Genomic DNA, 13,570 nt, shown 5'->3' with positions numbered 1-13,570 from the left:
ATTTTTTAAGATAAAAAGAGCACAATCCCGATACCTACATCAGGATGAATGCTAAAAGTTATTTTTATACAGATGAAATACAGAATTCTAGTTTTCCTTTTTTGTTGCTTCTTATACAGTAGCTTAAAGGCTCAAAAAGCAGATATAACCGTAGGCCCGCCCTACCGGGTAATTGATGCCCATACCAAGCTTTACTTCCATGATAGAGATGAAGTCATGACTGTGAAAATTGACGGACAAATGATCTTTATTCAAAAGTTTGATAAAAATCTAAAATTCAAATCTCAGCATGAATATAAAGACTTACCTCGAAATGCAGCCATAGAATGGATAGGTGAACACAATGGTGGATTCTATCTTTTTTATTCAGAATGGGATGGTAGCAAAAAATTAGACCAGCTCTTTTACAGAGAAATAGATTTTGCTAATGGCACCTTAAATAAAGAAACTAATAAACTTCTTGCTGTACCGGGTAAAATATCCGGCGACATGATACGGAAAGGCATGCGGGTAGTTGTAACCAATAAATTTAATTTTCTTGATTCCTATGATGGCTCCAAGCTTATGATTCAATACAGAAAAGTACCTGAATTTAAAAGTGACAAGAAAAGCCACGACATTATAGGAATGCATGTTTTTGGCAGATATTTCAACCCTATTTGGAGCAAAGAAGTAACCATGCCGTACACTGAAAAAATGATGAATAATCTTGACTATTCAGTAGATAAAGATGGCAATGCCTATGTGCTAGCCATGGTATATAACGATGAAACCACAGATAGCAAAAGATCAAATAAAGATTCACCTAATTATCATATTGAGCTACTTACAGTACATGCCAATAGCGAAGGAGTAAACAAAACACCTATCTCACTTCAGGATAAGTTTATAAACACATTGAACATTTTTGAAGCTTCAGATGATTTTATGCTTTGTGCAGGCTTTTACAATGAAGGAGAAGCCATGCGCGATGCCGATGGCATTTTTGTGTGTAAGGTAAGGAAAGACGGCCAAATTTTCGACTCTAACACCTATGAAATCAGCCTGGAGCTTATCAATAAGAATTTATCTGATCGGGCTGCCAGGAAAAACATAAAAAAAGATAAAAAGGAAGATCAGAAAGCCTCACTTAGTAACCTGTATTTTGATCATGCAGACCTTTTAGAAGATGGCAGTATTATTATGGTAGGAGAACAATTTTCTGCAAACACCTTCACCTCTAACATTAATGGACGCTCTCATACCTACACTATTTATAACTACAATGATATTCTGGCCACTAAAATTTCACCTGACGGCCAGCTTGTGTGGATCAATAAAATACCTAAAAGGCAAAGCGATTATAACAATGCAGGCAGCATGTCATACAAATATTTTCGCCAAGGAGGAAGGCATCATTTCGTGTTTTTAGATAATATTGAAAATGAAGACTTACAAGGCAATGAAGTACCCCACATCATCGGGAATAAAGGTGTAGGCCTGCTCACTGATTACACTATAGATGACGCCACAGGTAATATGAAGCGCGTTAACCTATTCAATACGGAAGATGTGAACGGTATGAGGGTATACCAACTTACCCCCTCCAGAGTGATGCAGCCTAACGATGACCAGTTTATTGTAGAAGTTTATAAAAAGAAGAAAGAAGATGTTCTTTTAAGAGTTAATATAAAGTAGCTGACATACAATCATTTCAACAACAAGCATTCCCCTACTCAGAGTCTTCTATTTGGGATTTTGAGGTGGGGAAAATATCAGGATCATTATTTTTGTTTCAATCTAAGCGTCTTAGGAATTTTCCTGAGATTTAAAATTAAAATAACAGTTCTCCATATTATCAGCACCATTCCAACAGCTAAGACCAATTCTTTAGAAAATGTGTTCGAAAACCAAGTCATAATGTACCCTATGGCTTGAGCTGATGGTGTTGCACCACCTCTAAAATCCCCATGGCCACTAGTCATACAATAGAAAACAGCAACAATATAAGCTGTGACCAGAAAATAAGTTAACCACATTTTTGATGTTCGCGGTCTGATTTCAATAAAGTTAGGCCGAGTTTCTATGATTTTATCTAATACTTCTTGCTTCAGTTGACTTGAGCGAAATTCTATAGTTTCTTTAGACCTCCTTCCGAGTTCAAACTTTATTTTGGAATTATCATGTTGCGTTTCTATATATTTTATGTAATCCAATCTAAACCCCATGAGTTCTATGGGAATGGCTCCTTGATCTAGCTTAAGCTTATACTCATTCAACTTCTTTTTGGGATACGAACCAAAGAGAAGTGAATCTTGTGTTAACACCGTCAATTGCCTATCGTCAATCCAATAGTCCATGATTTTCATTTGATATTAGTGCCTAAGCTAACCAACAGACCAGACATTTGTATGCTTTTCCCCAACTACAATTTCATACGATTAGTGCAATTAGATTCCAAGTTCATTTTTACAATAAATTTTCTTCACCAAAAACTGCTAAGGCCTCAATAATAGGAAGCGTTTTATAACCAGACTTTGTTAAAGTATACTCTACTCTTGGGGGGATCTCCGGATAAGCCTTTTTATTAACAAGTCCATTTTTAACAAGATTATTCAACTCTTGAATTAACATTTTTTCTGAAATTCCCGGAATGGCTCTTTTTAGCTCACCATACCTTATAACCCGTTCATTTATTTGATATAAAATAATCAGTGACCATTTACCTCCCAAAATATTTAGAGAAGCCTTTACTGGACAATGATCATCAGATGGCGTAATTTTTTTTCGTTCCTTACTCATTGATTTTCAACGTTTTTAACTTTTATGTTAGTACCTCACTTTTAAGTAAGTACTTGTACAAAAGTAAGCACCTGGTTTATTTTGCACAAATAAAATCATAAAAGACAATACAATGAATTCAACAAACCCGAACAATCACGAAACCACCATATCAAGTAATGAATATGGTAGTGTACACAACGTACCCTACTTGCCTACTGATTTCACAAAAACATTTGACAGCCATTATATCAATATTGGCAATCTAAGCATACATGCAGTTATTGGTGGACAAGGCACTCCATTGCTACTCCATGCCGGCTGGCCAGAAAACTGGTATGCCTGGCGCCATTTAATGCTCCCTTTAAGTAAGTACTTTACCGTTATTACGGTAGATCCCAGAGGCTTTGGGCTTTCCGGAAGACCTGACAGCGGTTTTGATGTAGATACTTTAGCCAATGATATGTTAACCTTAATGGACCAGCTAGGACATTCCCAATTTTTTTACGTAGGACATGATATTGGTGTTATGGTAGGTTATGCTCTGGCTGCAATGGAGCCTAATAGAGTTTTAAAACTGGCAATAGGAGAAGGTATGATTCCGGGAGCCTCCCCTTCGCCAGCGCTTATTTCTGACGATAGGACTACGAGTGATTTTCTATGGCACTTTAACTTTAATCGTGCTTTAGAAATTAATGAACGACTTGTAGAAGGAAGGGAAGCCCTTTATTTTGGTTATCAATTTGAAAGCAAAAGTGGTCACCCAGATGCAATAGATAAATATGCACGAGATTTTTACATTGAACTATTGCGTAAAAAGCCAGGAACATTAAAGGCGAGTTTTGAATATTACCGCAGCATAGACACCACTATACCACAAATTAGAGCACATATGAAAACTAAACTTTCTATGCCTGTCTTTACGTTTGCCGGAGACTTAGCCTGCGGTCCTATTGTGGAACAAGAATGGCAATTGCTGGCAACTAATGTTACCTCTGTAATTATAACTAATAGTGGCCACTTCCCTGCTGAAGAACAGCCAGAACAATTATTAAAGCATTTGCTACCTTTTTTCTCTACTACTGAAAAACCCTGATTGAAAGATCAGACTTAGCGAATTAAAAATAACAAGCACGCAACACAGGTAGTGCGCTTGTTATTTTAATTCAATCTTGAAGCTACAAAAAACACTTATTTTTCAGTCTATTAGTATGCCGTGAGAACTATTATAAAGTCTTCAGTTTCACCTATACAGTGGGAAAATATCTATTATTGGCAGAAACGGATGCTTGCGCCAGAGGATAATAAAAACCGGAGATAATTAGCAATAAGAAAAATAAATCATAGAATCTTATTTTTAATATGTAGCTTCGCACTTCCATTTTAAGTAAGGTCATATGAAGCGTATCAAAGAATACAAAAAGTTGTTTAACATCGATTCAGCGATTGATCTGAAAGACTTAAAAAAAACCTACCGCAACCTCGTAAAAGAGTGGCATCCTGATAAATTTCAAGAGGGCGATGAAAAAGCTGAAGAAGCGAAAGTGATGAGCCTAAAAATAATAGATGCTTACCACTTTCTAATTAGCATTGCTCCTGAAACCAAAGAGGCCAACCTGGATGCCTACACTAAAACCACCACAGAATCTGGCATAGATGGATATAAGCATAAAGGGCTACTGCTGGAAATGAGCTTTACAGACGGCTCTACCTATGAGTATTTTGGAGTGAACAGCAATGTTTTTAATAAATTTCTCAATGCGAGTAACCCATATCGTTTTGCTAAACGCAACATATTCCATTCTTTCCTTTACAGAAAATCTAAAAAAGACGCCAAGCAAGAAGAGTCTGCTGCTTAGAAAGGCTTAATGACACCCACTCAAAACAACGCGCCAACACTTATAAAGGTGAACGAACCGGGGCTGAGTTTTATGATAAGGGCTTACAAATGCCCGTTAAGATGGCAATTGCAATATAATTGCGATTGAGGAGACTGTCAATTCATCTCTGTCTAAACTTTGGATATAAAGAAATAATGTTTAGACTAAAGAGCAATGAACAAACAAGAGAAAGAAGAATTAAAGGAAAAAGCACTTAAACAATTTTTAAAAGGAGAATCTCTATTTGGTAAGGATGGGGCTTTCAGCCCCATGTTGAAGGAGTTCTTAGAAGAAGCTCTGGAAGCAGAAATGGAGGATCACCTATCCAGTGAAGAAAAAGGACGCTCTCATGGCAATAAGCGCAATGGCAAAGGCCAGAAAACAGTTAAGAGTAGTTTAGGAGACGTTGAGATAAATACTCCTCAAGATCGTCATAGCAGCTTTGAGCCAAGAATAGTAGAGAAACGCCAGCGTATACTGGCAGACAATCTTGAGAAGCAAATAATAGCCATGTATGGGCTAGGTAATAGTTTGAGAGATATTCAAGAGCACATCAAGGAGATGTATGACACAAATATATCAACAGAGGTGTTAAGTGATATCACAGACCGAGTGATCCCTAAAGTAAAGGAGTGGCAAAATAGGCCATTAGAATCGGTCTATTGTATTGTTTGGCTAGATGCCATGCATTTCAAGGTGCGAGATGAAGGTAAGGTGAAGCATAAAGCCCTTTATAATATTTTAGGGATCAATAAGCAGGGCAACAAGGAGATATTGGGCATGTACCTATCAGAAAGCGAAGGAGCTAATTTTTGGCTTCAGATACTTACTGAGCTACAAAATAGAGGCTTGAAAGATATTTTGATAGCCTGCACTGATAACTTGAAAGGTTTTAGTGAAGCGATACACTCCATCTACCCACAAACAGATGTTCAACTTTGTGTAGTTCATCAGATTCGAAATAGCTTGAAATATGTAGCCAGTAAAGAACAGAAAGTGTTTATACAAGATCTTAAATTAGTTTATCAAGCAGACACAAAAGATCAGGCAGAGACTGCTTTATTAGAACTGGAAGAAAAATGGGGAAAGAAATATCCTGTGGTGATACGATCTTGGAATGATAACTGGGAACTACTTAGCACTTATTTCGATTACAGTAAACCCATAAGAAAGTTAATATACACTACAAATCCAGTGGAGGGCTTTCATAGACAAGTAAGAAAAGTTACCAAGAGTAAGGGAGCATTTACCAGTGATATGGCCTTGATGAAATTAGTTTACTTAGTTTGCAGACGTATTGAGAAAAAATGGACTTCACCTTTGCGGAATTGGGGTTTGACGGTGCAGCAATTAGCCATTAGATTTGAGGGAAGATTGGAACTGGAACTAAAAACCAGTCAAACCAAAAAATAAAAAATTCCCTCCCAGGGGCTAGCTCCTGGGAGGGAAGCAGACAGAGATGAGCTAACACTCCCCACACTATGGCTGAAATTGCTAAAATAAAAATCCATTTATTTTTCATTACCTACTCTAATTATTTCACGGGAATTTTCGACACTCCATAACCGTGAATATCAAATGCATTTCCTTTACCTGAGGGTTTACCAACCCACGTAGCAAAATCACGAAACTTTCTGCCATCATAAGTAAAATCGTATCTATCCATTACCAACCCGTTTGGACTAACATTTGGGTTTCTATAGCCTAACTTAACCGTTCCTGTTTTAGGGTTGAGCAATGTCATATCAAGTGTACCATACACCTGACCTGTATTACTCATAGCCCATAGAATTAAAATCTTTGGTTGTTACACCTGGTAATTGGATATTTGCTTGATTAACATATAAATCTTCTCCTGATCCCCCTTGCCAATGTCTATCTACTATCTCTTTTGTGAGAACAAAATCAGGAGAATAATCAATTCTATCTGGTAATCCTTCGTAATGTTGAATAACTAGTAATTCTGTTTCAAGAGCATATGTACCGGTAGGACTATAAAAAAAGAAGTAGCCGTATCTAAATTTCTCGCGAGTAATATTTCTTTCTGTCATGATTAAACCAAAGGGTTAGAAATCTGCCCCTGATACTACGTTACCGAGGGTATGGGTTACTTTAAGGTCATCAAAATAAACATCCATATCTTGCTGGTCTTCGTTAGAGGCGTAAATATAGATAAAATCAGGTACCATCAAATAGAGAAAATCACCTTGATTTTTTGTTAATTTTTTGATCGATTGCAAAAAAGGAAAGATAATTAGGCTATGGAACCCAGGCTGAAATGGACTGTAAAAGTAACTTCGAGATGGCTTCATTACGCTTTGCTGTATTCGCAAAAACCAGTTCTTGGAAGGATAAATCAACATCAAACCGTCATTCCAACCGTAACGGAGTGGACAGCCGGGGAATTAATGATCAGTACTGCTGGCTGAGCAGAAAGGATATTTTAATACCGTGTCAGAGACACTCCTGATCATTTGAAAGCTCGTAGTTGCAGACTACGAACAACTAGATAACTGAAAACAAAATAGGCACAAGTGGACACTTGCGCCAGTTTGGGCTAGTCGAAGCTTATTTTTGGACGAGACAGCCCCAATTCAGAAATTATTTAAACAAATAAATTAATAAAGCATATACAATAAGTCCTGATATCAATGTTCCTAGAATGACTGTATACGCGTATATACCTGCCTCCCATTGTAAATTCATCTTTAAAACCAAACCTAAGGTAGTAATTAATGGGATTAGAAATATAAATTTAATTACAGACCTATATCTTGCTTTCATAAACTAATTATTTGGAGTCACTTGCAATCGCTCGGCACACTTCGAGTGATCACTTTCCTTTAGTCCACTGGCCGATATTGCACCACATTTCCTAAACCCAAACACTGAAAAGACGGCGGCAGGCATGACTTAATCTAATTTTAAGCAAAGCTATTGAAAATTATATTTACTTAACGAGCCCGAGGCATCGGAAATAGTTGCCAAGTGGCAACAATCAAGCGACAGTTAAAACCGACGATACACGTCTTAAAATCGTGTCATGAACCCTAATGATCATTTGAAAGTTCTTAGTTAAAGACTACAAAATACTAAGGAATTATTCTTCTATCCCTGTACCTAAAAGCCCCAAAGAATACTCTGCTTCTACTTTGGCTTTTCGGTTCTTGCTGATCAGTTCTACCCATTTGATTCGGGCATTGATATAGCTCATTTCTCTGTAGTTAACTAAAAATAGTGAGCTCTCTCCTGCCTGGTATTTTTTTTCTTTCTCCTGTTAGCAGTTGGTTGTAGTTCTCTACGGTTTGCTCGTAGGTATTGGCCTGGTCAAAGGTGTTATCCCAGGCATTTAACGCTGTGTTGGCTTTATATATCAGCTGTGCATTTTGCTGAGTAAAGGAAAGTTGAGCTTCTCTAATCTTCAAGTCAGCCAGCTGCAATGCACCTCTTTCTTTTCTTAAAAATATAGGAAAACTAAATTCGAGCCCCCATTTGTAATTATTCATACTATAACCTGCGGTAGGATCTGATCCCATAGCTTCATTTAAAGCATTATAGTTGAGGTTAAGCTCGGGTTTCAAATTCTCCCTTTTCAGCCTTTGCTGTATATCCAAATCAGCAATTTTATACTCATATAGCTGAAGTTTAGGGTGCGCATTTACCATTTCACTGATCCTATCTCTATATTCAAGGTTGACATCTAAAGCGGAAATTTCGCTTAAATCTGATGGAACGGTATACTCATCCAACTCAAGTGGCACCACACCTTCGGCCCATAAGTATATAGACAGCAATGCCGTTGAATTCAAATAATCCAGTCGCGCCTGCTGTAATGATAATTGCCTGTTTTGCACCTGTATAGAGGCCTCCAAAGTATCTATGGCAGGCTTATCTCCATACTTCACACTTTGCTTCACAGCCAGAAATCTCTCAGTGGCCAATTGCAGCCCCTCTACATATACCTTAAGGCTATGATATGATTTAAACCACTCCCAATACGCCTTTCCTGCTTCGTATTGCAAGTCATTAAGCATAGATCTTCTTTCAGCTTCTGAGCTCTGCTGATAAACTTGTGCCTGTCGTAACTCGGCTCTTCGTTTATCTATAAAAAGACCTTTTCCTACTGGCACAGATACTCCGGCATACCATAAGCCCGCTCCTGAAGTGCTGTTTTCAGGATTAAGATAAGTACCCTTATTTTCTTCATAGCCAGCCTTCGCCTCAATACCAAACCAGGTAGGCACCTTAAGGCCTACGTCGTTTTTACTGTAATACGTATAATCTTTAAAGTATTTTTCAGACACCTTCGCCGCTGCTTTCGGGTCAAACCCGCCGCGAGCCTGACGTACAGTTGCTTCTCCTTTCTCTGGCTGCAAATTAGCCTGAATAGCCACTGGATGGTTAGTTCTAACTATATCTAAAAAATCTTCCAGCGTAAGTGTAGCTGAATCAATATTTTGTTGTTGCCCTTCACTGATAGTAATCATGAATACCATCAGCATGAAAGACATACAGGTTACTTTCTTCACTATGCTCATAAGCTATTTAGCGCTTATATTTATAATTGACTGTTTTCTATTTTTTTGATTTATCTGAAGCCTTTGACGACTTGTCGCTTGTGCCTGCACCAGACTGATTAGCTTTATAATAATCTGGTGGGAAGCCGTTGATTTGTCGCCATAATTCATACCAGATAGGCACGTCTTTCAGTAAAACCATATTTCTGGTTCCTGCTCCTACCCTTATCGCTTTAGGCCATTCATGATCTTCGGGGTCTGGCTCTACCAGCACTCTGTATTTACCATTTGGACTTATAAAATTATCTATGGCATACACTTTACCACCATAAGTACCATAACTGGTATTCGGCCATCCGGAAAAAACTACTGCCGGCCAGCCATCGAACTGAATACGTACTGGTTGTCCCTTTTCCAATAATGGTAAATCAATAGGCCGAACATACATTTCTACCGCCAAAGTATAATCAGATGGCATTATACTCACAATACTGGCCCCCTCCTTTATCGTCTCACCAATCCCCGTTTGAATGGCCTTTGTTACATAGCCATTTTGTGGAGCGGTGATATAGTACATGCCCGTTCTCACTGAATAGTTCATGTATTGATTTTGCAGTTTTGATACGGTAGTCTCCGCATCATACATATTAGACATAGCCGAATACTTATCTGATTCCGCTTTAGCTATGCTCTCCCTGTATTTAGTTCTTATAGAAGTTAGCTCCACTTTCGCATTAATCACATCATTTTTGCTTGATAGCAACTTGTTCTCATAAGAAATCATATCCGCTTGTGCCTTTTGTAAAGTCAGCTTACGCTTTTCCAGATCCGTCAGCGATTTCAAGCCATCATTATATAACTGCTCTTGTCTTCCATACTGCTCTTTGGCAATGTTATAATTAGTTATAGCCGCTTCGTAGCCAATACTATCACTCTGTACTTTTAAGTGGGCTTGCTTTAATTTGTTTTTAGCTTGCTCCAACTTAAGATCACTGGTAGTAGCTAAAGCATCTATCTGATTATCAAGAGCTTTAACCTTTTCCATATAAGACTTCACCGCCATTTCTTTGGCTTTTAGCTGCTCCTGAGTTCTTGAAAGCAATTGCGGATCAAAATAATTATCTTTTACCTCTGAAATGAAAAGAATAGTATCTCCTTTCGCCACAAAATCCCCCTCCTGCACGTACCACTTTTCTATTCTACCTGCTATTATAGAATGAATAGTCTGTGGTCTTTGATCAGGCCGCAGGGCAGTTACATTACCGCCTGAGTTAATATTCTGAGTCCATGGAAAAAACATGATGATTACCACAGCAATCAGCGTAAAACTAATAATCCTTAAAAACACCCTACCAGATACCTTATTCTCTACCAGATTAAGAGCACTGTACTTAGTACGGTCAATTTTATCTCTTACACTATTAACAGAAATATTAAGCATGGCCGTTGTTTTTAAGGTTTAAAAATGATTTTAATTCAGTGTACTTTCCACTTTTACTCACTTTTCCGTTTTCCATGATTATTACCTTATCAGACTTACTGGTAAAGTAATATTCGGAAGAAATGGCCACCAAAGTCCACGGATGACTTTTATCTATGAGAAAATCAATCACTCTTCTATACTCCTCTTCATCTAAGTGCATATACAGATCTTCTAAAATCAACAACTTAGGATTACCCACAATACTTCTGGCTAGCAATAACTTTTGAGCGATACTGCCTGGCAGCTTATTTCCTTGCGCATCTAGCTCAGTGTCATATCCTTTTGAAAGTCCCTTTATAAATTCTTCCAGATTAAGATTTTTTATGGCCCACTTCACCTCTTCAAAGCTTACGTTCTTTCGGCCCATAGTAATATTTTCCATTACAGTACCTTCAAACAACTGCTCTTGTGACAAATAATCACCAAATACTGTTCTTAGCGAACTTATATTCAAGTTACCAATCGGCAACCCCTGATAGGCTATTGTGCCTTTTTGCACCTTATAAAGACCCGCAATAACATACAGCAAAGTCCGTTTGCCAGAATTATTATCTCCACTTATCACTACCCTTTCTCCTGATTCTATTGATAAATTCACGTCTTGCAATACGGGATTTTGTTGATCAGGATAAGCAAAAGTGACTTTTTCCAAATCTAAGGACAGTCCGTTACCATTCACTTCTTTAGTAAAGTCTACGCCTTCGGTTTTTTCCAGCTCCATGTCTGTAACCTGAGCTATTTTTTCCAGAGAAGTTAAAACATCATAAATAGTCTCAAGGCTTCTGATTAATTTCTCCACAGCCACCATTACGGTAAGAATAATAATCTCAGCGGCAATAAACTGACCTATATTCATCTGCTGCTCCATGACCAGTACTCCGCCTATGGCTAATAAGCCTGTGGCTACCAATACTTTAAAAACCACCATTAACGAATACTGCTGAACTAAAATCTTAAAGTGATTCTCTCTAGATTCCAGATAATTGCTTACATGCGTATCCACTTTTTCTAAAGGCAAATCTGTATTACCTACCAACTTAAAAGTAGTGTTAGTTCTTGCCAGCTCCTCTAACCAGTAAGCTACCTTATACTTATATTTCGACTCTTTTAAACTAGTTGCCATACCTTTTTTACCCGTAAACCGGATAATCACGACTACCAGAATAACCAAAATAACGCTAAACAGAATAAAGAATGAATGGTAAAATGAAAGTAATAAGAGACCGAACACAACATTGAGCAACGCTACAGAAAAGTCTATTAATATTTTAGAAAGGCCTTTTTGTACCGATATAATATCAAAAAAGCGATTCATCAATTCAGGAGCATAGTGCTTGTACAAGCTTTCCATCTTGGTTCTGGGCATTCTATAAGCAAACTCAAAAGCCGCTCTTGAAAATATCTTCTGCTGAAGATTCTCCGTAATCCTTAATTGATAAATCTGAAGTACACCAGAAACAGCTATACCCAATACTACCAAAAACACAAGAACCACCCATGAAGTGCTTATCTGCCCCCCTTGGATAAAGTTTACAATAGCCTGAATTCCTAACGGAAGTGACAAGCTTACCAACCCATTAAATATAGAATACAGATAAACGTTCTTTATCTCTTTTCTATCTGGTTTTAGTAACCTCCAAAACCGCTGTGTAGGTGTAAGTGTAGATGTATTTTCTTTCATAAATTAATTTTCAATGCTCCAAAGACTAAATCTTTATAAAACTGAGTAATAGCATCTCCCTGCCCCACCGTATCAGTAAGTCTGGGGAAATGTTCAGCAAAATAGCGTTGATGATGCCCTCCCTCAATTACTGTAGAGACCAACATATGCGGAAATGGATATTGAGGATCTATTTCCAAAATAATGTCACTAACCCGATCCACCAAGTTCTTTAATCCGAGGAAAACACCGTCCTTATTCTCCTTATCTACCTCTTTAGTATAATAAGCCTTAGCAGATTCATTAATAACAATCTTATATAACTTTCGCTCATTAATATGCGAAATACTTTTGTCTTCTTTCACCTCTTCAGTTAGCGCTTCAAGCGAAAGATCTAACTTTTTTATGGGTGATGAAATATTAGCCAGAAGAAACACCAGCCTGTATTCCATCCACGCCCAGTACCATGAGGTGAGATACAAAAGCAACTTATGTTTACTCTCAAAATACCTATAAATAGAAGCCTCCGTGGAACCAATCCTCAAGGCCAGCTTTTTAAAGGTAAAGCTTTCAAAGCCCAGATTATTAATCAAATCTATACTTCCAGAGATAATCTTCTTGCCTAATGTACTAGACAGTGGGTCCTTTAAATAAGTACAAGAGTTAACCTGAATCTCAATTCGCAAGTCTTTCATATCAAAATGATAGTAATACTATTACAATAGTAAGTAAAACGATCGACTTTAAAAAAAGTTACCTAAAACTCATAAAACAATCAAAACTTACATGAACCATGCACTATTAATATAAGCGACGTTCATAATTAGTTGAAAATTTGCATAAACAGTTATTAGCATCTCACAATCAGAAGATAACCGTAAAAAAGTTGACTAAACAACACCATTTTAGTGGCAATAACGTTAATATGACACATATCTACAAGATTATAAATTCAATATATTTTATTTATTAATTACAATTACAAATTACATAACACTATTAATCTAAATATATTAACAATCTTATATTATTATATTTTGTTTAATTTTTAATCAATTCCATTCAACATACCTTAACATCCGATTACTCAATTTAACACCCATTCACATAATTATTTTAAGCCCTCCCGCGTCATTTTTGTATCTAGCAATATTATTTAAACTACAACCTGAATTTTTTGGCTTTAATTACATTACTCATGCCTTATTTAAGACATTATGCCTTATTATTTATCATTTCATTCACATCACACTTTGCCTTTGCCCAATGC

13 protein-coding genes are annotated in these 13,570 nt (G+C 37.2%); 4 read left to right on the top strand and 9 right to left on the bottom strand.

All coding sequences use genetic code 11. The features are described 5' to 3' along the window. Positions 1-72 precede the first annotated feature (72 nt). The gene (locus tag LVD15_RS19405; protein WP_233776865.1) at positions 73-1,677 is read left to right on the top strand and encodes a hypothetical protein; all 1,605 of its coding nucleotides are present in this window, start codon (positions 73-75) and stop codon (positions 1,675-1,677) included. 86 nt (positions 1,678-1,763) lie between these two features. Here LVD15_RS19405 and LVD15_RS19400 read toward each other — a convergent pair whose 3' ends face one another. Both LVD15_RS19400 and LVD15_RS19395 read right to left on the bottom strand, forming a co-directional pair. After that, positions 1,764-2,339: a hypothetical protein gene (locus LVD15_RS19400; protein WP_233776864.1), complete on the bottom strand. Its 576-nt coding sequence runs from the start codon at positions 2,337-2,339 to the stop codon at positions 1,764-1,766. A 109-nt stretch (positions 2,340-2,448) separates the two neighbouring features. After that, a complete protein-coding gene (locus LVD15_RS19395) occupies positions 2,449-2,781 on the bottom strand; it encodes a winged helix-turn-helix transcriptional regulator (protein WP_233776863.1) in 333 nt (110 codons plus the stop codon). Positions 2,782-2,893: 112 nt separating this feature from the next. Between LVD15_RS19395 and LVD15_RS19390 the strand changes: the two genes are divergently transcribed. The 3 genes from LVD15_RS19390 (at position 2,894) to LVD15_RS19380 (ending at position 6,053) form a co-directional block, all read left to right on the top strand. Beyond that, the gene (locus tag LVD15_RS19390) at positions 2,894-3,856 is read left to right on the top strand and encodes an alpha/beta fold hydrolase (RefSeq protein ID WP_233776862.1); all 963 of its coding nucleotides are present in this window, start codon (positions 2,894-2,896) and stop codon (positions 3,854-3,856) included. A gap of 301 nt (positions 3,857-4,157) precedes the next feature. Next, positions 4,158-4,619 (top strand): KTSC domain-containing protein, encoded by a 462-nt coding sequence (locus LVD15_RS19385; RefSeq protein ID WP_233776861.1) that lies wholly within the window; start codon positions 4,158-4,160, stop codon positions 4,617-4,619. 195 nt (positions 4,620-4,814) lie between these two features. Continuing rightward, entirely contained in the window at positions 4,815-6,053 is a 1,239-nt protein-coding gene (locus tag LVD15_RS19380) for an IS256 family transposase (protein WP_233775818.1), read from the top strand. Between the two features lie 121 nt (positions 6,054-6,174). Here LVD15_RS19380 and LVD15_RS19375 read toward each other — a convergent pair whose 3' ends face one another. The 7 genes from LVD15_RS19375 to LVD15_RS19345 form a co-directional block, all read right to left on the bottom strand. Beyond that, positions 6,175-6,420 carry a hypothetical protein gene (locus LVD15_RS19375; RefSeq protein WP_233776860.1) on the bottom strand — a complete coding sequence of 82 codons (246 nt, stop codon included), beginning with the start codon at positions 6,418-6,420 and terminating at the stop codon, positions 6,175-6,177. Beyond that, the gene (locus LVD15_RS19370) at positions 6,413-6,691 is read right to left on the bottom strand and encodes a hypothetical protein (protein WP_233776859.1); all 279 of its coding nucleotides are present in this window, start codon (positions 6,689-6,691) and stop codon (positions 6,413-6,415) included. The genes LVD15_RS19375 and LVD15_RS19370 overlap by 8 nt, the downstream gene beginning before the upstream one ends. 15 nt (positions 6,692-6,706) lie before the next feature. Continuing rightward, positions 6,707-6,880 carry a hypothetical protein gene (locus LVD15_RS19365; RefSeq protein ID WP_233776858.1) on the bottom strand — a complete coding sequence of 58 codons (174 nt, stop codon included), beginning with the start codon at positions 6,878-6,880 and terminating at the stop codon, positions 6,707-6,709. 984 nt (positions 6,881-7,864) lie between these two features. Next, positions 7,865-9,178 (bottom strand): TolC family protein, encoded by a 1,314-nt coding sequence (locus tag LVD15_RS19360; protein ID WP_233776857.1) that lies wholly within the window; start codon positions 9,176-9,178, stop codon positions 7,865-7,867. A gap of 37 nt (positions 9,179-9,215) precedes the next feature. Then, positions 9,216-10,598: an HlyD family secretion protein gene (locus tag LVD15_RS19355; protein WP_233776856.1), complete on the bottom strand. Its 1,383-nt coding sequence runs from the start codon at positions 10,596-10,598 to the stop codon at positions 9,216-9,218. Next, positions 10,591-12,321, bottom strand: a complete 1,731-nt coding sequence (locus tag LVD15_RS19350) for a peptidase domain-containing ABC transporter (protein WP_233776855.1) — start codon at positions 12,319-12,321, stop codon at positions 10,591-10,593. Before LVD15_RS19350 ends, LVD15_RS19355 begins: the two co-directional genes overlap by 8 nt. Next, positions 12,318-12,995, bottom strand: a complete 678-nt coding sequence (locus tag LVD15_RS19345; protein ID WP_233776854.1) for a TetR/AcrR family transcriptional regulator — start codon at positions 12,993-12,995, stop codon at positions 12,318-12,320. The genes LVD15_RS19350 and LVD15_RS19345 overlap by 4 nt, the downstream gene beginning before the upstream one ends. Positions 12,996-13,570: the final 575 nt, after the last annotated feature.

This window comes from Fulvivirga maritima (genome assembly GCF_021389955.1).
Classification (GTDB): Bacteria; Bacteroidota; Bacteroidia; order Cytophagales; family Cyclobacteriaceae; genus Fulvivirga; species Fulvivirga maritima.
Note: the sequence above shows the minus strand (reverse complement) of the source record. Positions and strands in the feature narration are given on the sequence as shown.